Source organism: Deferribacter autotrophicus (assembly GCF_008362905.1).
In the GTDB taxonomy this organism is placed as follows: Bacteria; Chrysiogenota; Deferribacteres; order Deferribacterales; family Deferribacteraceae; genus Deferribacter; species Deferribacter autotrophicus.
Map to the genome: position 1 here is coordinate 393,160 of NZ_VFJB01000003.1, position 25,917 is coordinate 419,076.

The window sequence follows — 25,917 nt, forward strand, 5'->3', positions numbered from 1 at the left end:
TATTAATTCGGGTTCGGGGTCAGTTGGATATTGACACGAAATCATGTCATCCTTAGCAAAAGCAAAAGAAAAAAAAAGAATAGAAGATGAAAAATGATCATTTTTTTCATTATATACTCCCTTTATGTTTTAAGATTTTAAAAACATTGATACCATTCCTTAGGTATACTTTTTACTGGTATTACGAGATATACATATCCTCCATTGCAAGTGAAAACCTTGCTATTACCATAATAATTTTTCGATATTGCTGTTATGTGATTACCTTTAGGTAATTTGAATTCATTTAAGGTGGTTTTCATCAGCGGAGATTCTTTAAAACAATCAACGTAAAAGATAAATTCAACATTTACAGTTTTTAAATTATTAACATTAAAGGGTATAGTTATAACAATACAGTCTGAAACAAAGGAGTTTTCAAGCTTGAACTTTTCAAATTTCCTTTCTAAAAAAAAAGCAAGTTCTCTTTCTTGTTTTGTTTTAGATTGTTTGAGTTTTTCAATTACTTTTCTGTCGTACTTAAATATTTCTTTAAGAACGCTTTTATTATTATATTCTTTTATATTTTGGGATAAGCAGAAATTTAAAAATGGCTTAAATGGAAAAAGGGAATAGTAATCTTGCTTTGTTTTAAAAACATCAGGAATGGAAATAAGATCTATATACGCAAATTTACATTCTTCGTATCTTTGAGGATTAGTTTGTGACGAATTAGCATTAGAAATATAAAAAAAAATATAAAGGATAATAAAAAATAATTTAAAAAAATAATTAACCTTAAACATAACTATAATTTAACAAATATTTTTCTAAAAAATATCATTTAACTGTTTTCTAAAAATTATTAGATCATATGTTTATTATACCATACTATTTATTCATTGTGTGGTAAATTTCTGATTTTTTCTTAAAATTAGACATTGTGTAGCTAGATATAAAAATTGAGGATGTTGCACAGTTACTTGTCCAAATAGCAACTTACTAATAACACTGAAATTGCTTTGCTTCGCTCGCAACGATTTAAAGCTGTGATTCGTGAAACGTGAATCGTAAATTAAAAACTACTTCTTAACCTTGAACCTTGAACCTTGAACATTGAACCTTGAACCTTGAACATTGAACTTTGAACTTTGAACCTTGAACTTATCTATTACACATAGAACTTGAAAAATACTTTTTCTAAACTTAAAGAATGATGTTTTTGCAAGAAATAGGGTAATTTCAGTATTAAAGGTATTGACATAGGCTTTTGTACGATTATTATACGGAGCCTAAATAATTTTTGAGGGGTTAAGATGCTGGAAAGATTGTTTAAACTAAAAGAAAATAATACCGATGTAAAAACTGAGATCATAGCCGGCATCACCACATTTATGACAATGGCTTATATCATTTTCGTAAATCCGGCTATCCTTTCCAAAACTGGTATGGATTTTGGCGCTGTAATGATGGCCACAGTACTTGCAGCAGGTTTATCCACTATATTAATGGGGTTGTTGGTTAATTATCCTTTTGCATTAGCTCCTGGGATGGGTCTCAATGCATACTTTACATTTACCGTAGTTATGCAGATGGGTTATTCCTGGCAAACTGCTCTTGGTGCAGTGTTTTTATCAGGTGTTATCTTCCTTTTTTTAACTTTTATAAAAGTGAGACAAATAATTGTTTATTCGATTCCTGACAGTATAAAAGTGGCCACAGCAGGCGGTATAGGATTATTTATCACTTTAATAGGAATGAAAGAAGCAGGTATTGTTGTGGATAATCCTGCTACTCTTGTTTCTCTGGGCAACATTACCGAGCATTCTCCACTACTCACCATAATAGGTGTAATAATAATAGGAGCACTTATAGCAAGAAGAGTACGTGGTGCCATTCTGATAGGAATTTTATTTATATGGATTTTAGGGGTTGTTTTAGGGTTTGCAAAATTCAAAGGTATTGTTGGGATGCCGCCTGATATTACACCGGTATTATTTAAACTTGATATAAAAAATGCATTAAATATAGGATTTTTTGGGATAATTTTTGCATTCCTATTTGTAGACCTTTTTGATACTACTGGTACACTGGTGGGTGTTGCAAAACAGGGTGGCTTTATAAAGGAAAATGGGGAGTTTCCAAAAGTAAATAAAGCACTAACTGTTGATGCAATAGGTACAGTTGCCGGCAGTTTATTGGGGACTTCAACGGTGACAACTTATATTGAAAGTGCCTCTGGCATTGCCGAAGGTGGTAGAACAGGGCTTACAGCTGTTACTACCGGAATTCTGTTTTTACTTTCTATGTTTATTGCCCCACTTGCAGAATCAATCCCACCTTTTGCCACTGCACCGGCTTTAATTATAGTGGGAGTATTGATGCTTAAAACAGTTACAAAAATAAATTGGGACGATTTTACAGAGGCATTACCTGCTTTCATAGTCATGGTGTCTATGCCATTTTCATATAGTATTGCTACCGGAATTGCTTTAGGTTTCATATTTTATCCGTTAACAAAATTGCTAGCTGGTAGGGCTAAAGAAGTGTCTTTGCCGGTATGGATTCTTGCAGTAATATTTATAGCTAGGTTTATCTATCTGGGAGCAGGCTAAGTGGATCTTGTTTTAAAAAATGTAAGAATACCTGATTTTAACAATTTAAAATTTGAGAAAGTAAATATTGGAATTAAAGGTAATGTAATTGCCAAAATTTCGTCCGACACAATATCGGGTAAAGAAACTATTGACTGCAAAAACGGTATACTTTCACCAGGTCTTATAGACTGCCATTGCCATATTGAAAGCTCTTATCTCATACCTTCACTGTTTGGTAACATCGTAGCAGGCTATGGCACACTATACGTTGTAGCTGATTGTCATGAAATTTCAAATGTGGCAGGTAAAAAAGGGTTGGAATTTTTTATAGAAAACAGCAAATTATCAGCATGTCACATCTTTTATGCTGTACCATCTTGTGTGCCTGCCACAGATTTTGCCACATCCGGTGGTAGGCTAGATACAAACGATATCTTAGATCTCCTAGAAAATGACAGGGTTGTTTCCCTCGGTGAACTTATGAACATTCCTGCCGTTTTAAATCGAGATGAAAATGTATTAAAAATAATTGAAAAGGCTAAGGGACTGAACAAAAGAGTAAATGGTCATGCTCCAAAGCTAAGAGGTGATTCGCTGAAATCATATTTTTCCATTGGCATTGATGATGATCACGAAAACGAAGAATATGATGAAATTGCAGAAAAAATCTCAGCGGGAGCACATATATTTTTAAGAGAAGGTTCTGCCGAACATTCACATCCTAATGCTTATAAAGCCATAGAAGATTTTCCAGAAAAAATAATGTTTTGCACTGATGACAAGACATTGAATGATATTTTGGAAAGCGGACATATTAACTATCATCTGAAAAAGGCAGTGAAAAATGGTATTAATCCTGTATTGGCATTAAAAACCGCTTCTTACAACGGACTTATGTATTATGGTTTAGATAAATACGCAGAGGTAAAAGAAGGAAACATTGCAAATTTAGTGCTGTTCAATGGAGAAATGGAATTTAAGCCAGAACTTACCATAATAAATGGTAAACCACTTCAAGAGACTTTTGAAATAGGAAAGATACCCGATTATTTACTCAATTCCTTTAAAATTAGTAAAATAACGGATGCTCCTAAAATTGATGAAAAGGTTAAACATATCTGTATAAAGGCAAATGACAAAAGTTTGATTACTGACAAAGTATCGGTTGATAAAAACGCGCCTGAATTTGATTTGGAAAATGATCTGTTAAAACTTGTAGTTTTCGAAAGATACGGTCACGGTTATCAATCAGCTGCAAGAATAACTGGGTTTGGGTTGAAAAAGGGGGCAATTGCCTCCTCTTTGGCCCATGATTGTCACAATATTATCGCTATCGGTACTTCGGATTATGCCATTCAAAAAGTGGTAAATGCTATTATCGAAAATAAAGGAGGACTGGCACTTTTTGATGAAAATACCGTTTATACGGTACCTTTGAATGTGGGAGGGATTGTATCTGCTCAAAATCCTTATGACCTTGCTAAAAAATTATCAACAATTAAAGAAAAAGCAAAATTGATTTGCCAAGATTTAACAGATCCCATTTCCACTCTCACATTTATGGCACTGGAGGTTATTCCTCATCTTAAACTGACTGATAGGGGATTGTTTGATGTGGATAAATTCGGTTATGTGTAATTTTAAGGATATAAACTAAAAAAGTGTTTGCTGGAAAAATGAAGCGAGGATATTGCACGTTAAAAGATGATCTGTCTTACAACTCGTTGATAAAACAAGAGATTGCTTCGTCGCATCCTCTCCTCACTGGTGACGAAGGAGAAGGTTGTCGACTCATCCGTCACCCTGAGCGTCAGCGAAGCAATCTCTTTACCATCATTGTGTTACGGCTAAAGTTCGTGTTAACCTTATTTTAGTTCCTGCTGAAAAAGAGTATTTAATTGATAATTAAAATATTATTTATTAGTGGTATTACAATTATCATACTTAAAGGGGGCAAGCCCCCTTTAAATCCCCCAAAATATGGTAAAAACTATAGATATTTAGGATATTGCACAGTACACAGTTAAATATCATGAATGCACAGCCAAGTGTTTAACATATTGATAATAATAAGATTGCTTCGTCGCATCCGCTCCTCGCAATGACGAAGAAGGGAGTTGTCACCAGCGAGCGGAGCGAAGCAATCTCTTGTTTATCATAAAGTTACACACTTGAAACGTTTTTGATTGTGCAATGCCCTCATATTTAAATTAAAAAAATCATAAAAAATTTTTTACTTAATAATTAGTTTTCACTTTTTCAGTGAGAACTCCTACGTTTTTTTGTTGTATAAGAAAATTATATTATGTAATGAATTAAGAATGGGACAGAGGACTACAGTGGGAATAAGCTTAAAAGCTTCATATTTAGTCTGTCCCCCGTCCCGAAAGTCCCTATTGGTTGATTTGGCTATCAAGCCACTGTCAAACGGGAGTTTGGATTCGGGACTAAAATATTTTAAGTGAGGTTTGACATGAAAAATGACAAATTTGCTTTCTTTATAGGTGTTGATGTTTCCAAAGATAAGTTTAATTGCGCTATTATTAACAATAAGCTTGAACTTCTCAAAGAAGCTGAATTTCAAATGGACATTGATGGTTTTAACAGCTTCTATGACTTGATTAAAAAGTATGACTCCTCTATCATTGCTCTTGAATCTACTGGCAGCTATCACATTAACCTCTTAGCATCCCTTGTATCCAAAAAGAAAGATGTCTGTCTTATTAATCCAGCTCTCATCAAAAAATTTGCCCAATCCGTTACTCTCAGAAAAACCAAAACCGATAAAATTGATGCTGTTATCATTGCTAAATTTATAGCTAAGAATATTGAACATTTCAATTATTTTGCTCTTCCTGAGTCCAATGATATTATCGCACTTGCCAGGATGAGAGAACATATTACTCAGCAGATTGCAAGAGTTAAGACTCAGCTTAAACAGCATCTTACTGTAGTATTTCCTGAACTTGTGGCAAATGCCAATGTATTTACTCAATCCATTTTGCATATCCTTAAACATATGCCTACAGCTGAAATCATCAGGAATGCTAATGAAGATGATATTCAAAAGATTCTTGATGAATTGAAGTTTGCACATAAGTCAAATATTACCCCTCAGAAGCTCATATCCCTTGCTAAATCCTCCATTGGTATTTCCTCTGATATCTGGGCTACTGTCATCAAAGAAGATGTTGAAATGCTCATATTTCTTAATAGCCGACTTGATAATATTACGAAGGAATTTATTGATAAAATAAAATCTTCCAAAAAAGATGATATGGAGATTATTACTTCTATCAAAGGAATTAATGATATTACCGCTGCCCATTTTCTTGCAGAAATTAAAGATATAAACAGATTTGCCAACAAAGGTAAACTTGCTGCCTATGCCGGGATAGATCCTGCTATTAAACAATCCGGAAGTATGTATAGTAACGGCAGAATAAGTAAAAAAGGATCCCGGTCCCTTAGGCGTATTCTTTATCTTATGGCAAGTGGTGTTATGAAGTTTAATGAGTATTTTAGAGCGTATTATTTGAAAAAGAAGGAGGAAGGTATGCCTCATAGAAAAGCTATGATTGCATTGTGTAACAAACTTGTGCGTGTACTTTATGCCATGCTTACAAAAAAAGAGGTTTTTCATATGCCTAAATTATCTTAATAATTTTTAATATTTATAGTTGACTAATTAAAAAAGAGCTTCTTCACGTTTTTTCTGTTTCATCATTTCTTTGTTGTAAATGGTTATAATATCACGTCTTGTGATTATCCCTTCAAGTTTTTTCTCTTCCTTATTATTTACAACAGGGAGAAGCTCTATATTTTTGAAACCGATTGTTTCAATGGCATCTGCCAGTGTGGCATCAGGTGTAATTACCGGAGTTTCCGTATCGCAAATTTCTCCTGCGACAACTATATCTTCAAGACCTTCTTCAAACACAAATTCCCTAATTTCTTCAAACCTCAAAACTCCCACCAATTTGTTATCTTCAGTGATAACAGGAAAGCTATTATGTTTGGTAGTAGGAATAAATTCCAAAATCTCTTTAAAATGCATATCAGCTCTGATTACAATAGGGTCATTTCGCATAATTTCACCCACTTTAATTTCTTGCAAAATTTGAATAAAAAATTCTCCTTTATGAATGGGTGAGTCGCTTCTAGCCCTTACTTGAGATTTGTAGATGGTTGTATTTCTCAAAATTAAAAAAGATAAAGATGAAACCCACATGGCAGGAACAAGAAGATGATAATTTCCTGTCATCTCTGAAACCATAATAATTGTTGAAAGTGGAGTATTTGCAATACCTGCAAAAAATCCGGCCATCCCCACGAGGGCATAAGCGCCTGGATCTGAAACAATAGTGGGAAAAATCTTTTCGAGAACAAGTCCCATAAATCCGCCCACGGAGGCACCAATAACCATTGACGGACCGAAAATACCGGCACTTCCACCACTGCCTATGCTAAATGAGGTGGAGAAAATTTTTGCAAAAATTAAGATGAAAAGAAAACCAAGAGCAAGTTCTCCGTGCATTGCCTTTTCAATGTTGGCATAACCACCGCCCAAAGCCTGTGGAATAAAAAAGCCTATTATTCCTGTTAAAAAACCGCCGATTACAGGCTTCATGTAGTTTGAAATTTTAAGATCTTTGAAGGTTTGATGAGTTTTATAAAATATATTTACATAAAGATAGCCAAACAGAGCGCAAGCAAATCCTAAGATTGTATAAGGGAATAACTCGAGTGGATTTGTAAATCTAAAATCTGGTGTCAAAAATAGTGAATCCCATCCAAAGATACTGCAAAATATAGAATAGGCAATGATAGATGTAATGGTGGATGGCAACAACACTTCGGCTTCAAGGTCGCTGGATGAGTATAAAACTTCAGCTGCAAAGATAGCTCCTGCAAGAGGGCTTCTAAAAATTGCACCCACACCGGCTCCCATCCCTGCAGCGGTTAAAATTCTTTTTTCTCTATCAGTTATATTCAGTTTTCTACCGAGAAAAGATGCAAAACCAGCACCGATTTGAGCAATGGGACCTTCTCTACCACCTGATCCACCTGTCCCAATAGTTATGGCACTGGCAATGGTTTTTACAATGGGTACTTGCCAGCGGATATAACCGTTTTTAAAATGTATTGCTTCTATAGCAGCATCTGTTCCATGCCCTTCAGCTTCAGGAGCAAATTTGTAGACTATAAAACCGCTAAGCAGTCCACCAAAGGTTGGGACTAAAAATAACATCCAGCGTTTAAATTCAGTAGTTGCATGGCCAAAAAGTGATGGCTCACCGCCCGTTTCACCGATTCTAAGACCTGTTAAATAATCCAGGAAAAAGTAGGATGTCCCCTGTAATAGGATAAAAAATAAAATGGCACCAAGTCCGGCAATAATCCCCACTATAGTGCCTAGAATAAACCATCTACCGATTATGGGAAAGTTTATATTTTTCAAAAAATTATTCATATACCCTAATTCTTCCAAATTTATCAAAAAACAATTTATAGCTAAAGAATACGACAAGTAAAGAGGAAAAAACCACACTGGTGAAAATTATTATCATGATGGATAGTTGATATTTTACAGCTATGATTGGATTTGTACCTGATAGTATTTGACCGGTCATCATACCCGGAAGAAATACAAGCCCTATGCCACTCATGGAAGTGATGTATGGCAGAGTAGCAGCTTTTAAGGATTGAATGATGAAATTTTTTGTAGCTTCAAAAGTGGTGGCTCCATGACAAAGGTATGTTTCCACTACTTTTTTCTTCTCTTTTACTCCGGAATAAAATCTCTCTATGGCTAAAGCACAACCGTTCATCGAATTGCCCAAAATCATACCCATTAAGGGGATAAAATATCTCGCTTCATACCAAGGTGTTAGCCCTATAATGATTTTTATGAACAGAAAACCTATGATTAATGTTACCAGAGTGATTGATATAAAAATGTATGGAAAGATTTTTCTACTTGGGATTTTAGCCTTATTGAGAATGATATGGCTTGCAAAAAATGCCATTATAAAAAAAATTGTGAATATCAAACTGGCAGTGTTCAGTTTGAAAATAAATTTCAGTATAAGCCCTGCAAGAAATAGCTGTAAGGACATCCTGACGATTGCTATTAGGAAATTTTTTAGAAGTTTAAATTTTAAAAGTTCTACGAGAATCAGGTTTAAAAAGACAAGTCCGTAAATTATTAATATTCCCTGGAATGAAATATCAATTATATCTTTCATCCAACACCTGCTTTATTTCTGTCTCATCAATTTCATTAAAGGTTTTGTATAACTTTCCGTCTTTGAAAAGTATTTTGACATCGGATTGTCTGATAAGATTTACCGAGTGAGATACGGTGATAACTCCTATATTGTCTTTTATCTGTTTCAGAAGAGAAATCAGCTGGTTTTCAGTGTTTATATCAAGAGCTGAAGTGGGCTCGTCAAGGAGCAAAAAATCGGGTTGCAACACGATGCTTCTTAATATTGCTGCAATTTGCTTTTGTCCCCCTGATAATTCGTCCGTTTTTTTCTCCAAAAACTGCTCATCATAGCCAAAAATTTTTAAATAATTAAGATACAAATTTTTATCGAAATTTTTTTCTTTATTGATTTTTAGATTAAATACGATTTTTAAATCATCATCCACAGTATCTCCCAAAAGCACAGGTTCTTGATGCAGATAAATTATAGATGTCCTTAAAGCGGCCGGTTGGTAGTCGGTTATATCTTTATTATGAAATTTTATTTCACCTTCAAAGGGGATGAGGTTTACGAGACATTTCAATAAGGTACTTTTGCCGCTACCACTTTTGCCAAAAATTGAATAAAATTGCTTTTGTTTAAATTGGTAAGAAATGCCTTTTAAAATAGTTTTTTTACTTAGTGAGCAAGAAACATCTACAAGTTCAATCATAGTTTTTGAAATATGAAAATCCCTTTTTTATCTGTGTAAGATACAACTCTACCATTATCAGTTTCTACTTTCAACTCATCTTTTATCTTTGCTGGTAAATCTAAAAATGCTTTTTCTATTTTTTCTACGGTTGTAGAATCCTGATTTAACCTGGTAGCCCATTCAATAAAGTTGTGTTTTTTAAAAATAGTGTGAAATGTTAACAGTCTGTATTTTTTAGCAGTAAATTCCAAGATTTCTGAAATTGTGAAGCTTCTGCGGTGAGTGTTGTCTCTGATATATTCAATGACATTTAAATAAGTATCCTCTATATCAACAATACTGTCTATCAACACGAAAAAGCCTTTTTCATTCAAAACTCTATAGACTTCGTCAAAAAACAGCCCAGGTTTTTTGAAGTGATGTAATGCGATTCGACATGTTACTATATCAAAGCTTTCCCCTTTAAAGGGTAAAAATTCTGCAAGACATTGGACTAAATGTGATAAATTATTTTTTTCTTTAGCGGTTTTCAACATATTGAAACTTATATCTGTTGCCACTTTCATCGATGCGGAAAAAGGTTTTGTGAAATGTCCTGCTGCAGTGGCTATATCAAGAAGCTTTTTAAAATGATGATTTTTAAAGTAATTGGTGCAAAAGGCTAAATCTTCACCTTCTTTGTGGTCCGAACTAATAAAATAATTTATTGCCGCATCATCGAATCCCATCAGCCTGCAACCTTTTTGTAAACATTATCTAAAAATTCTTTGATATAAGCAGCTTGTGTGTCAAATTCCAGTAAAAAAGCATCGTGTCCATAGTCAGATTCTATATCCACCCATTCAGGTTTTTTCCCATGACTTTTCATGATGTTTACTATCTCTTCGGTCTGGTATGATGGGAACAGAAAATCTGATGTGAAAGTAATGAAGAGAGTATCAGCGGAAATTCTTCCCACAGCCTCTTCAAAAGAGCCGTAACCGTAGGAGAGGTCAAAAATATCCATTGCTTTTATGATATAAAGATAACAGTTGGCATCGAAACGTTCGGTAAATTTATATCCGTTATATTTCAAATAGTTTTCCACTTCAAAGTAGCCAAAGAAATCGTAAATCCCGCCAAATGTGGCGTATCTTCTTCCAAATTTTTTGTGAAAAGATTTGTCTGACATATATGTTATATGACCGGCCATTCTAGCAATAGCAAGCCCATCCCTTGGAAATGCTTTACCGTAATAATCACCATTCATCCAGTTTGGATCTTTCATTATAGCAAATCTACCAATGGTGTTAAAAGCTATGGCCATGGGTGTGATTCTACCAGCAGTGGCGATCGGGATGATAGAATTAGTTTTTTCTGGAAAAGTTACTGCCCATTCGAGAGCCTGCATCCCCCCCATAGAACCGCCGGCAACACAAAGCAACTTCTCGATACCTAAATAATCTATAAGTTTTTTCTGCAGTTTAACCATATCTTTTACTGTGAAAACAGGGAATTTTAATCCATATGGTTTCCCTGTACTAGGATCAACAGAGGCCGGTCCTGTTGTGCCGTAACAACTACCAAGAAAATTTGAGCATATAATAAAATATTTATCAGTATCAAAGGCTTTGCCCGGGCCTATCATTCCATCCCACCACCCTGGCTTCTGATCATCTGGAGAGTTATAGCCTGCGGCATGGGCACTACCTGTGAGGGCATGACAAATGAGTATGGCGTTGTTTTTTTCTTTGTTCAGTTTGCCGTAAGTTTCATAAGCTACAGTTATGGGAGAGAGGATGCGCCCACTTTCAAAATAAAAATCATCTTTGAACGTAACATACTTTGTTTTTACAAGTCCCACTGAATTTTTATCCATCTTATGTTCCCCTTATAACAAAAAAAGCCTCTTTATGCGAAGATAAAGAGGCTCGTTTTCACCAACCTCTTATCTTCCCCTTTTCAGGGCGGGAATTAGCACCTGTCGTTCGCCACCTGGCGAACCGGTTGCTGTGGCTTCACAGGGCCCGTTCCCTCCACCACTCTTGATAAGAGTTTTTCCTTTGTGCCAGGCCACCGCCAGGTAAGCCAAGCACAATTCATTTTTATTCAAGGAAAATAGTTACTACTTTTGTTGTTAAATGTCAATTGGTTATTCATGTAATTTTAGTCAAGGTTCAACACGTGTAATAGTACCTTGCAAAATTTCAACTGATATAATACAACTTGAGTTGTTTATAGTTAATATTCTATACAAATGCTTTATTACACGTGTTCAAGGTTCAACCCGTGGAATACTAAATTGCAAATTTTCGTTTACAAACAATGAAACTTATACTTAACTCTCAAAAAATATATGCAAAAACCTTATTCCACGGGATGAAGGTTTACACGTTTTCACGTACCAACGTTCCAATTAAGAGGGTATTGCACAATAAAAAACGATTCAAGAGTGTAACTTTATGATAAACAAGAGATTGCTTCGCTGACGCTCAGAGTGACAAAAATAACAACGTCACCAGCGAGGAGCGATAGCGACGAAGCAATCTCATTATTATCAATATGTTAAGCATATAGTTATGTATCCGCAATATTTAATTAACTGCTGTGCAATATCCTTAATTAAATCCTCAACCTTACCCTCCTTTACTTATACTTTCCAAAGTTATTTGCATGGTATTATAACTATGCTATAATTATCTAAGTTGGGGCTGGAAGATGGAGGGTGTGATGAGGATTTTGTTGACTTTTCTCATTATATTATTAGTTGTTGTTTCTTCTTTTGCTAAAACCAACTTAAATACTGCAAGTTTGGAAGAACTTATAGCATTAAAAGGGCTTGGTAAGAAAAAAGCTCAGGCTATTATCGAATACCGCAAAGTACAACCTTTCGAAAAAGTTGAGGACGTTTTAAAAGTAAAAGGTGTAGGTAAGAGATTTTTAGAAAATAACAAAGACAACCTTTGTGTGGGGAGTGATTGTTAAATAATTTTTACCCAGCCCCATTTTTTTTAGTGAAAGTGTATGTGTATGTGAGGGTGAGATTTAATGAAAAAGGTTATACGTGTAAACGTTAAAACGTTAGAACGGGAAGCGTGAATGATTTGCGATTTACGGTTTACGTTTTACGATTCACGAAGTATATTAACGTTAAAACGTGTAAACGTTAAAACGTTAGAACGTTGAAAAGTTAAATGGAGCAAAATCTATGAAAAAGCTGCCTATTGGGATTCAGAGTTTTGAGAAAATAAGGACAGATAACTATTATTATGTCGATAAAACCTATTTTATTAAAAAGTTAATAGATGAAGGCGGAGGGTATTATTTTCTATCCCGTCCAAGAAGATTTGGTAAATCTTTGTTTCTTGATACATTAAGATATGCCTTTTTAGGTAAAAGAGAGTTATTTAAAGGCTTATATTTAGAAGGCAATTGGGACTGGGACACAAAATACCCTGTGATAAAGATCAGCTTTGGTGCAGGAGTGATAAAAGATGCAGAAAATCTAAAAAGTTTGATTATTTCTTTAATCAGAAATTACAGTGAAAAAGAAGGAATAACAATAAAAGAAGAGCTCTTGAATAAACAGTTTTATGAATTAATAGAAAAACTATCAGTTAAATATGCTCAAAAAGTAGTAGTTTTGATAGATGAGTATGACAAACCGATACTTGACAGGATTGAGGATAGAGAGAAGGCGATAGAGATAAGAGAGGAGCTTAAGAATTTTTATTCAGTGCTCAAAGATGCTGACGAATTTTTGAAGTTTGTATTTATAACCGGTGTATCTAAGTTTAACAAGGTATCTATTTTTAGTGGTTTAAACCAGCTAAATGATATCACCCTTGATGCAGAGTATTCCACAATATGTGGATATACGCAACATGATCTTGAGACAGTGTTTTTTGATAGACTTGAAGGTGTAAATCTTGATGAAGTAAGAAGGTGGTACAATGGCTATAGCTGGCTAGGAGAGAGTGTATACAATCCGTTTGATATACTTTTGTATTTGGATAAAGGGGAATTTCGCCCTTATTGGTTTGAGACAGGGACACCGACATTTCTGATAAAATTATTAGCAGAAAAGAGATTTAATATAATTGAAGCAGAGCATCTTGAGGTAAGTGAAAAGGTATTGGGATCTTTTGATATTGATGCGATATATCCGGAGAATTTGCTATTTCAGACTGGCTATCTGACGATCAAAGATAAAAAGGTAATAAATGATAGAGCGATATATACTTTGAGTTATCCTAATAGAGAGGTGAAGATAAGTTTTAATGATTATTTTTTAAGCTATCTGTCTCAGGATACGATACTTACGGAGAAGAATAAAAATAGGCTTTTTTATGCGATAGATGAAAATGATTTCAATAAGCTAAAAGAGATATTTAGGAGTTTTTTTGCATCAATTCCTTTTGACTGGTACAGAAAGAATGAGCTTGCTGGTTATGAGGGGTATTATTCGAGTATAGTGTATGCCTATTTTGTAGCAAGTGGGTTTAATGTGGTGGCAGAAGATACGACGGATGCTGGCAGGATAGATCTTACAGTTTTATATAAAGACAGAGCCTACATAATAGAATTTAAAGTAGTGGAGCTATCATCAGAGGGCAAAGCGCTGCAACAGATAAAAGAGAAGAGATACTATGAGAAGTATGTTGGTAAAGTTAAAGATGTCTATTTGATAGGCGTTGAGTTTAGTAAAAGTGATAGGAATATTGTTGGGTTTGAATGGGAAAAGGCCGAAAATCGGGGATAGGGAGCCGGTAATTGTTAAGCGCGAATATGAATTGGTAATTTTGTCACCAGCGAGGAGCGAATGCGATGGAGTAATACCCCCATTACGTCATTGCGAGGAGCGGTAGCGACGAAGCAATCTTTCATTATTGATGTTTTGTCATTACGATTACGTAGAAGAGATTGCTTCGGGTCTTGCGACCCTCGCAATGACGGCAAATCTTTGTCACCATCGAGGAGCGAATGCGACGAAGCAATCTCACCACTGTGTCATCGCGAGGAACAAATTGACGAAGCGATCTCCCTCAGTTATGTCACCAGCGAGGGCTTTTAAGCTCGAAGCAATCTTTCTTTATTGATGTTATTCCCTTTTCACACAAAAGATTGCTTCGCTAACGCTCGCAATGACGTTATTGGTTTTGTCATTGCGAGGAGCGAATGCGACGAAGCAATCTCTTTTATATCAAGAAGTTATAAAATTAATCTTCTACCGTTGTGCAACATCCTCTGTTTTTAAAACGGGATATTTTGAAAGTTAAACTTGCAAAATGTCCCAGTTTGTTTTATGATAACAATTATGATAAAAAGACATATTGAACCTGTGTTGAAAAAACTTTCTGAGCAATATCCTGTTGTTACTATTACAGGACCAAGACAGAGTGGAAAAACTACATTATGTAGGAATGTATTCCCTCATTACAAATATGTGAATTTAGAGGCGATAGATACTAGGCATTTTGCTATTAATGATCCAAGGGGTTTTCTTGCGCAATATAATAAATATGTTATATTGGATGAAATTCAGAGAGCACCTGAGTTACTTTCGTATATTCAGGTAATTGTTGATGAAAGAAGAGAACCTGGACAGTTTATTATTACTGGAAGTCAGCAGTTTGAGTTGATCAGTAATATAAGTCAAACCCTTGCAGGTAGGACAGCTTTGTTAAAGCTACTTCCTTTTAGTATATCAGAGATTAAGGGCCATTATGATGTAAGTTCTATTGATAAGCTGATTTTAACAGGTTTTTATCCTCGGATTTATGATCTATCGTTGAATCCTACGCAGGCTTTGGGCGATTACCTTGTTACTTATGTAGAACGTGATTTAAGGCAACTTGTAGCAATAAAGGATCTGAGTCTTTTTGAAAAATTTCTTAAATTATGTGCAGGTAGAATTGGGCAGGTTCTCAATTTACAGAGTCTTGCCAGCGATGTTGGGATTTCGCATACTACAGCAAGAGCATGGATAACTTTACTTGAAGCAAGCTACATAGTTTTTTTGTTACCTCCATGGTATGGTAATGTTTCTAAAAGGCTTATAAAATCTCCCAAATTATATTTTTATGATGTAGGTCTTGCAAGCTATTTGCTTGGTCTTGAAAATGAAAACCAGGTAAGCAGAGATCCATTAAGAGGGAATCTTTTTGAAAATCTGGTTTTGATGGAGATTTTAAAGTATAGATTTAATAGGGGTAAAAGGTGTAATTTATATTTTTATCGTGATAGCAAAGGGAATGAAGTTGATGTAATATATGAGATTGGTAGAGATGTATTTCCAATAGAAATTAAGGCGGGTGCTACTGTAACAAATGAATATTTTAAAGGAATAAAAAAATTCTCAAAGATTTACAGTTATATGCCATGGGGTGGTGCTGTTATTTATGGTGGGAGTGAGCCTCAATTAAGAACAGATGTAAAAGTGTATCCGATATGGATGATTGAAGAAATGTTAGAATCTGTGAACGTTGAAACGTGAATCGTGAAACGAAAATCGAAAATTGGGAGGTGGGGAAGTCGTTTTACGCTTTACGTTTTACGATTCACGAAGTATAAAAACGTGTAAACGTTAAAACGTTAGAACGTTAGAACGTTGAAAAGTTAAATGGAGCAAAATCTATGAAAAAGCTGCCTATTGGGATTCAGAGTTTTGAGAAAATAAGGACAGATAACTATTATTATGTCGATAAGACCTACTTTATTAATAAATTAGTAGATGAAGGCGGAGGGTATTATTTTCTATCCCGTCCAAGAAGATTTGGTAAATCTTTGTTTCTTGATACATTAAGATATGCGTTTTTAGGTAAAAGAGAGTTATTTAAAGACTTATATTTAGAGGACAATTGGGACTGGGACACAAAATACCCTGTGATAAAGATCAGCTTTGGTGCAGGAGTGATAAAAGATGCAGAAAATCTAAAAAGTTTGATTATTTCTTTAATCAGAAATTACAGTGAAAAAGAAGGAATAACAATAAAAGAAGAGCTCTTGAATAAACAGTTTTATGAATTAATAGAAAAACTATCAGTTAAATATGCTCAAAAAGTAGTAGTTTTGATAGATGAGTATGACAAACCGATACTTGACAGGATTGAGGATAGAGAGAAAGCTATAGAGATAAGAGAGGAGCTTAAGAATTTCTACTCAGTGCTCAAAGATGCTGACGAATTTTTGAAGTTTGTATTTATAACCGGTGTATCTAAGTTTAACAAGGTATCTATTTTTAGTGGTTTAAACCAGCTAAATGATATCACCCTTGATGCAGAGTATTCCACAATATGTGGATATACGCAACATGATCTTGAGACAGTGTTTTTTGATAGACTTGAAGGTGTAAATCTTGATGAAGTAAGAAGGTGGTACAATGGCTATAGCTGGCTAGGAGAGAGTGTATATAATCCGTTTGATATACTTTTGTATTTGGATAAAGGGGAATTTCGCCCTTATTGGTTTGAGACAGGGACACCGACATTTCTGATAAAATTATTAGCAGAAAAGAGATTCAACATAATTGAAGCAGAGCATCTTGAGGTAAGTGAAAAGGTATTGGGATCTTTTGATATAGACGCGATATATCCTGAGAATTTGCTATTTCAGACTGGTTATCTGACGATCAAAGACAGGAAGGTGATAAATGATAGAGCGATATATACTTTGAGCTATCCCAATAGAGAGGTGAAGATAAGTTTTAATGATTATTTTTTAAGTTATCTGTCTCAGGATACGATACTTACTGAGAAGAATAAAAACAGGCTTTATTATGCGATAGATGAGAATGATTTTGATAAGTTAAGAGAGATATTTAGGAGTTTTTTTGCATCAATTCCTTTTGACTGGTACAGAAAGAATGAGCTTGCTGGTTATGAGGGGTATTATTCGAGTATAGTGTATTCTTATTTTGTAGCAAGTGGGTTTAATGTGGTGGCAGAAGATATGACGAATGCTGGCAGGATAGATCTTACAGTTTTATATAAAGACAGAGCCTACATAATAGAATTTAAAGTAGTGGAGCTATCATCAGAAGGCAATGCGCTGCAGCAGATAAAAGAGAAGAGATACTATGAGAAGTATGTTGGTAAGGTTAAGGATATCTACCTAATAGGTGTGGAGTTTAGCAAAAGTGATAGGAATATTGTTGGGTTTGATGTGTTGACGTTGGAACGTTAGAACGTAAATCGTAAATCGTGAATCGTGAATCGTTGGAACGTGCAAACGTTACAACGTGTGAACGTTACTCTATACTTGCTACTTCAAGCATCATCTCATATAATAAAAATAAGAAATGCATAAAAATTGGAGGCAAATATGCGAACAACAAAACAGGAAATTGATTTAAATAAATTGCCTGATGATGCAAAATATGTAAAAGTTGAAATATAGTAGGAGGGGCATAATATGAAAAGAAAATTTCAGAATGTTTATCAGTTTAAGATTGTTTTAAAAGGTATTAAGCCGCCGATTTGGCGAAGGATACAAGTGCCTGAGAATTTTACTTTTTGGGATTTGCATGTTGCTATTCAGGATGTGATGGGGTGGTTTGATTATCACCTTCATGAATTTGTAATTCGGCACCCAATAACAAGAGAAAAAGTATACATAATAAATCCTTACGAAGATGAAGGTTTTTTTGAGAGAAAATATTTTTCAGAGTTTCGTCAAAAAATTGCTGATTGGTTTTCTATGGAAAATAAAATTGCGAGATACACTTATGATTTTGGTGATAACTGGGATCATGAAATAAAGTTAGAAAAAATATTACCGCGAGATAGAGACATAATTTATCCTATATGTGTAGGCGGGAAAAGGGCTTGTCCACCTGAAGATTGTGGTGGAATTTGGGGATATAAGAGATTCCTTGAAATTATAGGAGATCCTGAGCATGAGGAATATGAGGAAATGTTGGAGTGGGTAGGTGGTGAGTTTGACCCAGAATATTTTGATGCTAAAGAGGTGGAGTTTAGAGATTCTGATAAAGAGAGGAGAGAAATTTATGGTAGATAAATTTACTTTTATAGGAATGGAGTTATATGAAAAAAAGAAAAGAAAAATTGAAAAAATTTACATTGATCAATGGTTAAGGTTTAAACCTTATGAAAAGCAGGTTCGATCTGACGAATATTATTTACACTTATATTATATCTCAAGTTTGACAGTTAGTTTTGCTGTTTTGGTTCAGTTGAAAATGGAGAAAACGTAGGAACGTTAATACATTGGAACGTTTAAAATTATGAATTTTGGATTATGGATTTTAAATTAAAGTTGTAGACGTTGTAGAGAGGGTAGATATTGTAAAGGCGTTAAAACGTGCAAACGTTAAAACGTTAAAACGTTAGAACGTTGAACATTGAACCTTGAACCTTGCACATTGAACCTTGAACATTCCCATCCACATACTCATAACGATTTTCGTTTTACGTATTACGATATGCAGAAAAAAGTTGACAATATTTCTAAAAAATCTTATAAATTTTCGGAGTGTATATCCGAATAATATTAGGATAATTTAGAGTGTATAAAAATAGGCAGGTTTATAAAAAGTTAGAAAAGCAAATTAATAACAACAAAGCCACTATTCTTATTGGTCCCAGGCAGGTTGGCAAGACAACTTTGATGAAACAGTTATATGCCACATTTAAGAAGAATTATCCGTGTCTTTATCTTGATTTAGATATTTATTCAAATTATGAAAAAGTAAGTACTTATGAAAACTGTATCAATACTTTAAAATTGAATGGTTATAGCGAGGATAGCGATAAAAGGTTTGTTCTTTTTCTTGATGAGTTTCAAAGGTATGATGATATTAGTGTAATTATAAAAAACATAGTGGATAATCATCCAAACGTAAAAATTTATGCTTCTGGTTCGTCTAGTCTGTCGATTAGAGATAAAATTCAAGAAAGCTTGGCTGGACGAAAAAGGATTGTGAATATTTATCCATTAAGTTTTAGAGAATATCTACATTTTATAGATAGGGATGATTTAATTATAAAAGTTGAAAAATTATCGGAAATCAAATCTGATTCACTAATGGAATTAGTTCCTGATCTTTACCAGGAGCTTAACCATTTTTTGATCTATGGTGGGTATCCTGAAGTAGCTCTTACCCCAATTTCTGAAAAAAAAGAAGTATTGGAATCTATATTTGACTTATATGTGAAAAAGGATCTGGTAGATTTTTTAAAAATTGATAGGATAAAAAATGCAAAGATGATTATAAATCATCTTGCTATAAATCACGGTCAGCAAATTAGTTTTAATCTCTTATCTCAAATAGCTGGAGTAGATGATAAAACTGCAAAAAACTATGTAGAGATTTTGAAAGAAACATTCTTAATTAAGGTAAGCATTCCCTGGTATACTAATAAGAATAAGGAACTTGTTAAAATGCCCAAAATATATTTTATAGACAATGGTGTTAGAAACTATTTTATAAATAACTTTAATCTTGTGGATTTGAGAGATGATGCATCTTTTTTATTTGAAGGTTTTGTTATTTCAGAATTATTAAAGATGGATTTTCCAGATAATATGATTAAGTTTTGGAGGACAAAGAGTAAGCAAGAAATTGATATTATTCTAGATTATGAAAATAAAGTTAAGCCAGTGGAAATAAAATATAAGAAAAACTTGAAAAAATCAGATTTTTTGGGGTTAAAAAATTTTGTTGAAAATTATCCACAATATGTTCCATGTTACTTAATAAATCTTGGCAGTAACAAGTCAGATAAGGAGAATATAGTTTTTCTATCACCATTTGAAATTGAAACGTTAAAACGTTGAAACGTTAGAACGTGAAATGAGAAAAATCGATTCATGATTACCGATTCACGGTATATACATTTGTTGCAATACTTTTTCTTAAAAGTTATAATATGAGTATTAGAAAGATAAAAGGTAGAGTCAATGAAAAAGTTACCGATAGGGATACAGACATTTAGAGAAATACGAGAAGATGATTATGTCTATGTGGATAAGACAAAAGAGGCGTATGAGTTAATAGAAAATTATAAATATGTTTTCCTATCCCGTCCTAGAAGATTTGGTAAATCTCTTTTTTTGGATACATTGAAGGAAATATTTGAGGGGAATAAAGAGTTATTTGAAGGCTTATACATTTATGATAAATACGATTGGTCTAAAAAGCACCCTGTGATAAAAATAAGCTTTTCAGGAGATTTCAGGACGAATGAATCAACGAAAAGTATGATTTTAGATATTTTGAAGTCTAATCAGAGAAGATTAGGGGTAATATGTGAAAATGAGACAAATGTTACCAGCTGTTTTAGAGAATTGATTGAGAAATCGTATGAGAAGTATGGAGAGAAGGTAGTAATACTGGTTGATGAATATGATAAGCCTATACTTGATGTGATAGACAAGCTTGAAGTGGCAAAGGAGAACAGGGAGACATTGAGAGCGCTTTATACAGTAATCAAGGATAACGATGCGTATATAAGATTTACTTTTTTAACGGGTGTGAGCAGATTTTCCAGGGCAAGCATATTCAGTGGCCTAAATATGCTGGAAGATATTTCCCTAAATCCTGAATTTGGCAATATATGTGGCTATACCCAAAGGGATTTAGATACTGTGTTTAAAAAGCATTTGCAGGGAGCAGATTTAAAGAAGGTGAAACAGTGGTACAATGGGTACAACTTTTTAAAAGATAGTGTGTATAACCCTTTTGATATTTTGCTTTTTATAAAGAATAAGTTTTTGTTTGACAATTACTGGTTTTCCACTGGCACACCTTCGTTTTTGATAAAGCTGATAGAGAAGAATCGATATTTTCTACCAAAGTTATCAAACCTGGTAGTGGGCAAAGAGCTAGTGGATAGTTTTGATATAGAGAACTTGAATCTGGAGGTAATACTTTTTCAGGCGGGTTATTTGACGATAGACAGGATGCTAGAAGATAGGCGTGGTGGGATAAAGTATAAGTTGAGGATACCGAACAAGGAAGTGAAGCAATCTCTCAATGATTACATTCTGGATTACTTATTTCGGCTGAAGGATAGTAGAACAAGGATACAGGATGATTTGTATGATGCGCTTATGGATGCAAGATTAGAGCTTTTGAAAGAGAGTTTGTATTCGATATTTGCATCGATTCCATATAATAATTATGTGAATAATGACATACAGGATTATGAGGGGTTTTATGCGTCTGTGGTGTATGTATATTTGCAGTCGTTGGGTATTGATGTGATAGGTGAGGATGTGACTAATTTGGGCAGGATTGATTTGACTGTGATTATTAGTGATAAGGTATATGTGATAGAGTTTAAGGTTGATGGTGATGATGCACTGGAGCATATAAAAGAGAAAAGGTATTACGAAAAATATTTATCAAGAGGTAAGGATATATATCTTGTGGGTATAAATTTTGATAGCAGCAAGAAGAACATAAGCAGTTTTGAGTGGGAGAAGCTGTAGGAGAAAGATTAGTTAGCAGTGATGTGTAATAAGTGAATGGTGATAAGTGATTTATTGTGATTTATGTTTGTTAACGTGTGAACGTTAAAACATTGGAACGTTTAAAATTATGAATTTTGGATTATGGATTTTAAATTAAAGTTGTAGACGTTGTAGAGGGAGTAGATGTTGTAAAGACGTTAAAACTTGTAAACGTGCAAACGTTAAAACGTTAGAACGTTAGAACGTTGAACATTGAACGTTGAACCTTGAACCTTGAACCTGTATAATGTAATCTGTCGTGATTTGTAGAAATTAGGTAATTAGTGGTAATTTATAGTAATTCATGGTAATTATTTTATAATTTGTTGTAATTGAGTGGTCATTAATTGATGGGTGAACTAAATAAAATTGGAAGAGTTAGAGATATTGCATATAGCAATTTTAAATTTTGTATGTTTTGGTTAGTTTTTGAAAATTAAATCGCTGGAAGGTTGATTTATGAGTTTTTTATATGTAGTAGCAGGAGCCAATGGAGTTGGTAAAACAACTTTTGCAAAAGATTTTGCGAAAGCCAAAAATCTTAAGTTTTTAAATGCAGATGAGGTTGCTTTAAAGTTAAATAGTAATCCTGAAAAAGTTAAAATCAAAGCTGGTAAATTATTTTTAAAACAAATAGCTGAATGTATAAAAGAGAAGCAATCATTTATTATTGAAAGTACACTATCTGGAAGTTATTTAAAAGATATTTTAAAAGATGCTCAACTTAATGGTTATAATGTTGTGATAATATACATTTTTGTGGAAAATCCTGAGATATGTATTAAAAGGGTTGAAAATAGAATTTTGAAAGGTGGCCACTCTGTACCGCATAAAGATATAAAAAGAAGATTTTTTAGAAGCATAAAATTATTTTATAATGAATATAGGTTCATAAGTGATTTGTGCTACTTAATCAATAATACAGACGATGATTTTGAAGAGATTGCTGTTATTAATGGTGATATAATTGAAATAATAAATGAAGATGTTTTTAACAAATTTTTAGAGGTGATAAATGAGAAAAATTGATGAACTACTTCTATCTCGTGAAATTGTGCGCATAGGGAATAGAGCTGTAAAAAAAGCTCAAAAAGAAAGCTTGGAAATGGGGATTCCAAATGTGTACAGCCTCAATGGTGTAATATTTTATCAGTTACCCGATGGAACTATAACAACAGATCAGCCTGAGGAATACAAGAAAATAACGTTAAAACGTTGAATCCGTGAAATACAACTGTCGATTGTTTTTTGATAAGATAGACGTGATGAGCGCCGTTGTTTATGTTTTGGTGTTCGTAGGTCATTATTTCACGGGTTGAACCTTGAACATTGGAACGTTGAAACGTTAGAACGTTAGAACGTTAAAACGTTGAACATTCACCCATCTACTCATTTTCCCATCTACCCATTTACTCGTCACGCGTTCCGATTTACGATTTACCCTGTGGAATAAGTTTCGTCGACATGCTCGATGTGTTCGAAGATTTATAACTGTTATTATGCTATACAATGGTCGACATCATTATTCCATAGGGTGAACGATTTTCGAATTGGCATGTTCCACTTGACATTTCTAAAATTTATTTATATCAATTTAATCCGTTGGTTATGTGGTTCTGATTCGGTTGTATGTTAAAGTCAAGTAAAAATCCCCACCTTAGGGCCCTTAAAATTCCCCAGTTACCTTTTAGTATTTTTCATAGATTGTAAACTTTTGATTCTATAGCTTTCACCATTGATTCTAAAAATATGAGCATGATGTACGAGTCTATCTATGATAGCAGAAGCTAAAACAACATCACCAAATATATTACCCCACTCTTCGAAAGGCCTATTAGTAGTGATAATTATAGAATTATTTTCATATCTATGTCTGATTATTTCAAAAAATTCATCAACATGGTTTAAAGGTATTTTCTTAAAACCAACCTCATCAATTATCAGTAAATCCACACTTAAAAACTGTTTTAATACACTAAAATAACTACCATCTCCTTTCGATGATACTAATTTTGATACCATGTCATTGGCGTGAATAAATAAAACCTTGTATCCTTTCTTTAAAGCCTCTAATCCTATGGCATTTGCAAGATGTGTTTTGCCAACTCCTGGATTACCCATGAATATTATATTCTTCTTTTCTTCTATAAATCTGCAACTACTTATATCAAGTATTTCTTGCTTATTCAGTTCAGGCTGATAAGTAAAATCATACATAGATAATGTTTTGGATGAATCCAACTTAGATTTTGAAAATCTTCTCTTAAAAGAATTATTCTGTCTGTTCACTGACTCATCATCAAGTAACAATTCAAGAAAATCCAGGTAACTCAAACTGTTTTCTATTGCATATTGATTTCGGCTTTCTAATGTCTTTGCCATTCCGGATAACTTAAAATTTGTTAGTTTTTTTAAAATATCTTGCATTTATACCCTCCCCCTCATCAATTAACTAATAAATCATATTTACTTAAATCATTCGAAAAACCACCACAGTTAACCGATTCTTTAGATGACGCATCTTTTTGAGTATATAAACCAGTTTCACATATCCTCTTTACTGACAAATAACTAATGGAATTAAACTCATTTGCTCTCTTACATGCCAATTCCACTGTATCTTTATCATAACTCTTCATCAAATTAAAAATTCCTTGCATCATACGGTGATAATGATGGGGCTTTTCTTCCTTTAACCTGTTATAAAATTCAAAGGTGTTTGTACCTATCTCAAGCGATTTTGCTTCATAATCTACAGATTTTAATTTCGGATTATGAGATTCTTTTGTTATGAATTCTCCTACTGATTTAGATATATTGTGAATTGCTATCTCTTCATATTTATCATTGTAAATTTTTAATATATTACCATTGCTGCGAATACTTACTTTGTTGCCTATGTAATTGTAGGGTACTGAGTAGTAATTATATCTGTAAGTAATGTGACCATAGCGGTTTACTATTCTTTCCGATATGTCATAAACCTCGTATCTCTGAGATGGTAAAGGCTGCAATTTACTTTTCTCCTTATCTACAAATTGTTCAAAAGGAATTTTTCTTGTCGTGCCATGTATTTTCTTGTTACATACATTGTCTTGCCACTTTCGTAGAAGACCTTTGACTTTATAATAATCTTTTTCTTGAATTGATTTGAAAAAATTATTCTTCACATATTTAATTCCGCTTTCCACTTTCCCTTTCTCCTGGGGATATCTCACCTTACAAGCAAATGGACTGCTACCGTAATATTCAAGCATTGCAGCATACTCTTTCTGTATTACAGGTTCATAAAAATTTGCTTTCAATACTCCAGATTTTAAATTGTCTATCTTGATTACTCTAGGAATTCCTCCAAAATATTCAAATGCATTAATGTGGCATCTTAAAAATGTTTCTACGTCCTGACTCCTAACTATTTCATAATATTTATATCTGCTATGAGATAGCACCATGCAAAATATCCAGCTCTTTACTTTTTTACCTTTTTCGCTATCATAAAGATAACCTATGTAACCGAAGTCCACTTGGGCTTCTTCGCCTGGTGGGGAAATTAATGGGACATAAATTCCATCCGGGCCTTTTAATTTCCTAACATACTTTTTCACACAACTGTAGCTTACGGATAAACCATGATCACTTATTAGTTTCTGATGGATTAATACTGCTGTTAAACCTTCTGAGAGGTATTCGATTATTTCTTCTTTGTAAGCCTCTAAAACACTTACTCTTGAAAATTTGGGTGTTTCTACTTTACCGTCTTTCACTTTGTCCCTTATCTTTCTCACTGTCTTCCTGTCGATCCCTAATTCCCTGGCTATTTGGGAAATATTTTTGCCTTGCGACAACAATGTCTTTACTGTGTAATACATTTCTACCCCCAGCATTTTATTTCCTCCAACCTGTGTATTTGTTGGAGGATGTTAACATACACAGGTGGGGATTTTTAAGGGCCTTTTACTGGGGAATTATTGTACCTTTAACA

21 protein-coding genes and 1 riboswitch are annotated in these 25,917 nt (G+C 33.8%); of the genes, 13 read left to right on the plus strand and 8 right to left on the minus strand.

Going from position 1 to position 25,917, the window contains the following annotated elements:
• Positions 1 to 137: 137 nt before the first annotated feature.
• On the minus strand, positions 138 to 785 hold the full coding sequence (locus FHQ18_RS03875) for a hypothetical protein (RefSeq protein WP_149265852.1): 648 nt from the start codon (positions 783 to 785) through the stop codon (positions 138 to 140).
• 510 nt (positions 786 to 1,295) lie between these two features.
• Here FHQ18_RS03875 and FHQ18_RS03880 point away from each other — a divergent pair.
• From FHQ18_RS03880 to FHQ18_RS03890, 3 genes are all read left to right on the plus strand, one after another.
• Complete coding sequence (locus FHQ18_RS03880; protein WP_149265853.1) at positions 1,296 to 2,594, plus strand: NCS2 family permease; 1,299 nt, start codon at positions 1,296 to 1,298, stop codon at positions 2,592 to 2,594.
• Positions 2,595 to 4,214, plus strand: coding sequence for an adenine deaminase (gene ade, locus FHQ18_RS03885; protein ID WP_149265854.1), 1,620 nt, complete (start codon positions 2,595 to 2,597; stop codon positions 4,212 to 4,214).
• 835 nt (positions 4,215 to 5,049) lie between these two features.
• Positions 5,050 to 6,237: an IS110 family RNA-guided transposase gene (locus tag FHQ18_RS03890; RefSeq protein WP_149265355.1), complete on the plus strand. Its 1,188-nt coding sequence runs from the start codon at positions 5,050 to 5,052 to the stop codon at positions 6,235 to 6,237.
• A 27-nt stretch (positions 6,238 to 6,264) separates the two neighbouring features.
• On the opposite strand, the gene FHQ18_RS03895 is transcribed toward FHQ18_RS03890, so the two are convergent.
• Genes FHQ18_RS03895 through metX form a run of 5 tightly spaced genes read right to left on the minus strand, consistent with a single transcriptional unit; the run spans position 6,265 to position 11,340 of the window.
• Positions 6,265 to 8,049 (minus strand): chloride channel protein, encoded by a 1,785-nt coding sequence (locus FHQ18_RS03895; protein ID WP_149265855.1) that lies wholly within the window; start codon positions 8,047 to 8,049, stop codon positions 6,265 to 6,267.
• Entirely contained in the window at positions 8,042 to 8,824 is a 783-nt protein-coding gene (locus tag FHQ18_RS03900; RefSeq protein ID WP_149265856.1) for an ABC transporter permease, read from the minus strand. The genes FHQ18_RS03895 and FHQ18_RS03900 overlap by 8 nt, the downstream gene beginning before the upstream one ends.
• Positions 8,808 to 9,500 (minus strand): ABC transporter ATP-binding protein, encoded by a 693-nt coding sequence (locus tag FHQ18_RS03905; protein ID WP_149265857.1) that lies wholly within the window; start codon positions 9,498 to 9,500, stop codon positions 8,808 to 8,810. Before FHQ18_RS03905 ends, FHQ18_RS03900 begins: the two co-directional genes overlap by 17 nt.
• Positions 9,497 to 10,210, minus strand: coding sequence for a class I SAM-dependent methyltransferase (locus tag FHQ18_RS03910; RefSeq protein WP_149265858.1), 714 nt, complete (start codon positions 10,208 to 10,210; stop codon positions 9,497 to 9,499). Before FHQ18_RS03910 ends, FHQ18_RS03905 begins: the two co-directional genes overlap by 4 nt.
• Positions 10,210 to 11,340 (minus strand): homoserine O-acetyltransferase MetX, encoded by a 1,131-nt coding sequence (gene metX / locus FHQ18_RS03915; RefSeq protein WP_149265859.1) that lies wholly within the window; start codon positions 11,338 to 11,340, stop codon positions 10,210 to 10,212. Before metX ends, FHQ18_RS03910 begins: the two co-directional genes overlap by 1 nt.
• A 66-nt stretch (positions 11,341 to 11,406) precedes the next feature.
• A riboswitch (SAM riboswitch) is annotated at positions 11,407 to 11,516 on the minus strand.
• Between the two features lie 675 nt (positions 11,517 to 12,191).
• On the opposite strand from metX, the gene FHQ18_RS03920 reads away from it, so the two are divergent.
• The 10 genes from FHQ18_RS03920 to FHQ18_RS03965 all read left to right on the plus strand — a co-directional run bounded on the left by FHQ18_RS03920 (position 12,192) and on the right by FHQ18_RS03965 (position 23,154).
• Positions 12,192 to 12,446 (plus strand): ComEA family DNA-binding protein, encoded by a 255-nt coding sequence (locus FHQ18_RS03920; RefSeq protein WP_149265860.1) that lies wholly within the window; start codon positions 12,192 to 12,194, stop codon positions 12,444 to 12,446.
• Between the two features lie 223 nt (positions 12,447 to 12,669).
• Entirely contained in the window at positions 12,670 to 14,223 is a 1,554-nt protein-coding gene (locus FHQ18_RS03925; protein WP_149265861.1) for an ATP-binding protein, read from the plus strand.
• 555 nt (positions 14,224 to 14,778) lie between these two features.
• Positions 14,779 to 15,957 carry an ATP-binding protein gene (locus tag FHQ18_RS03930; protein ID WP_149265862.1) on the plus strand — a complete coding sequence of 393 codons (1,179 nt, stop codon included), beginning with the start codon at positions 14,779 to 14,781 and terminating at the stop codon, positions 15,955 to 15,957.
• A 140-nt stretch (positions 15,958 to 16,097) separates the two neighbouring features.
• A complete protein-coding gene (locus FHQ18_RS03935; RefSeq protein ID WP_149265863.1) occupies positions 16,098 to 17,645 on the plus strand; it encodes an ATP-binding protein in 1,548 nt (515 codons plus the stop codon).
• A gap of 228 nt (positions 17,646 to 17,873) precedes the next feature.
• Positions 17,874 to 18,479 (plus strand): plasmid pRiA4b ORF-3 family protein, encoded by a 606-nt coding sequence (locus FHQ18_RS03940; protein ID WP_149265864.1) that lies wholly within the window; start codon positions 17,874 to 17,876, stop codon positions 18,477 to 18,479.
• Positions 18,469 to 18,675, plus strand: coding sequence for a hypothetical protein (locus tag FHQ18_RS03945; protein WP_149265865.1), 207 nt, complete (start codon positions 18,469 to 18,471; stop codon positions 18,673 to 18,675). The genes FHQ18_RS03940 and FHQ18_RS03945 overlap by 11 nt, the downstream gene beginning before the upstream one ends.
• A gap of 311 nt (positions 18,676 to 18,986) precedes the next feature.
• Positions 18,987 to 20,258: an ATP-binding protein gene (locus tag FHQ18_RS03950; protein WP_149265866.1), complete on the plus strand. Its 1,272-nt coding sequence runs from the start codon at positions 18,987 to 18,989 to the stop codon at positions 20,256 to 20,258.
• A 123-nt stretch (positions 20,259 to 20,381) separates the two neighbouring features.
• Positions 20,382 to 21,914 (plus strand): ATP-binding protein, encoded by a 1,533-nt coding sequence (locus tag FHQ18_RS03955; RefSeq protein WP_149265867.1) that lies wholly within the window; start codon positions 20,382 to 20,384, stop codon positions 21,912 to 21,914.
• 480 nt (positions 21,915 to 22,394) lie between these two features.
• Positions 22,395 to 22,964 (plus strand): ATPase, encoded by a 570-nt coding sequence (locus tag FHQ18_RS03960; RefSeq protein ID WP_149265868.1) that lies wholly within the window; start codon positions 22,395 to 22,397, stop codon positions 22,962 to 22,964.
• On the plus strand, positions 22,951 to 23,154 hold the full coding sequence (locus tag FHQ18_RS03965) for a hypothetical protein (RefSeq protein WP_223144579.1): 204 nt from the start codon (positions 22,951 to 22,953) through the stop codon (positions 23,152 to 23,154). Before FHQ18_RS03960 ends, FHQ18_RS03965 begins: the two co-directional genes overlap by 14 nt.
• 461 nt (positions 23,155 to 23,615) lie before the next feature.
• On the opposite strand, the gene istB is transcribed toward FHQ18_RS03965, so the two are convergent.
• Positions 23,616 to 24,362, minus strand: a complete 747-nt coding sequence (istB, locus tag FHQ18_RS03970) for an IS21-like element helper ATPase IstB (protein WP_223144580.1) — start codon at positions 24,360 to 24,362, stop codon at positions 23,616 to 23,618.
• Between the two features lie 17 nt (positions 24,363 to 24,379).
• Complete coding sequence (istA, locus tag FHQ18_RS03975) at positions 24,380 to 25,819, minus strand: IS21 family transposase (RefSeq protein WP_149265869.1); 1,440 nt, start codon at positions 25,817 to 25,819, stop codon at positions 24,380 to 24,382.
• Positions 25,820 to 25,917 lie beyond the last annotated feature (98 nt).

Bases quoted from the DNA above. Each gene is read 5' to 3' on its own strand.
- FHQ18_RS03905 (WP_149265857.1), bottom strand. From the start codon at position 9,500: ATGATTGAACTTGTAGATGTTTCTTGCTCACTAAGTAAAAAAACTATT.
- FHQ18_RS03955 (WP_149265867.1), top strand. From the start codon at position 20,382: ATGAAAAAGTTACCGATAGGGATACAGACATTTAGAGAAATACGAGAA.
- metX (WP_149265859.1), bottom strand. From the start codon at position 11,340: ATGGATAAAAATTCAGTGGGACTTGTAAAAACAAAGTATGTTACGTTC.
- FHQ18_RS03890 (WP_149265355.1), top strand. From the start codon at position 5,050: ATGAAAAATGACAAATTTGCTTTCTTTATAGGTGTTGATGTTTCCAAA.
- FHQ18_RS03910 (WP_149265858.1), bottom strand. From the start codon at position 10,210: ATGGGATTCGATGATGCGGCAATAAATTATTTTATTAGTTCGGACCAC.
- FHQ18_RS03960 (WP_149265868.1), top strand. From the start codon at position 22,395: ATGAGTTTTTTATATGTAGTAGCAGGAGCCAATGGAGTTGGTAAAACA.
- istA (WP_149265869.1), bottom strand. From the start codon at position 25,819: ATGCTGGGGGTAGAAATGTATTACACAGTAAAGACATTGTTGTCGCAA.
- FHQ18_RS03965 (WP_223144579.1), top strand. From the start codon at position 22,951: ATGAGAAAAATTGATGAACTACTTCTATCTCGTGAAATTGTGCGCATA.
- FHQ18_RS03875 (WP_149265852.1), bottom strand. From the start codon at position 785: ATGTTTAAGGTTAATTATTTTTTTAAATTATTTTTTATTATCCTTTAT.
- FHQ18_RS03945 (WP_149265865.1), top strand. From the start codon at position 18,469: ATGGTAGATAAATTTACTTTTATAGGAATGGAGTTATATGAAAAAAAG.
- FHQ18_RS03920 (WP_149265860.1), top strand. From the start codon at position 12,192: ATGAGGATTTTGTTGACTTTTCTCATTATATTATTAGTTGTTGTTTCT.
- FHQ18_RS03925 (WP_149265861.1), top strand. From the start codon at position 12,670: ATGAAAAAGCTGCCTATTGGGATTCAGAGTTTTGAGAAAATAAGGACA.
- istB (WP_223144580.1), bottom strand. From the start codon at position 24,362: ATGCAAGATATTTTAAAAAAACTAACAAATTTTAAGTTATCCGGAATG.
- FHQ18_RS03935 (WP_149265863.1), top strand. From the start codon at position 16,098: ATGAAAAAGCTGCCTATTGGGATTCAGAGTTTTGAGAAAATAAGGACA.
- FHQ18_RS03940 (WP_149265864.1), top strand. From the start codon at position 17,874: ATGAAAAGAAAATTTCAGAATGTTTATCAGTTTAAGATTGTTTTAAAA.
- FHQ18_RS03930 (WP_149265862.1), top strand. From the start codon at position 14,779: ATGATAAAAAGACATATTGAACCTGTGTTGAAAAAACTTTCTGAGCAA.
- FHQ18_RS03900 (WP_149265856.1), bottom strand. From the start codon at position 8,824: ATGAAAGATATAATTGATATTTCATTCCAGGGAATATTAATAATTTAC.
- FHQ18_RS03895 (WP_149265855.1), bottom strand. From the start codon at position 8,049: ATGAATAATTTTTTGAAAAATATAAACTTTCCCATAATCGGTAGATGG.
- FHQ18_RS03880 (WP_149265853.1), top strand. From the start codon at position 1,296: ATGCTGGAAAGATTGTTTAAACTAAAAGAAAATAATACCGATGTAAAA.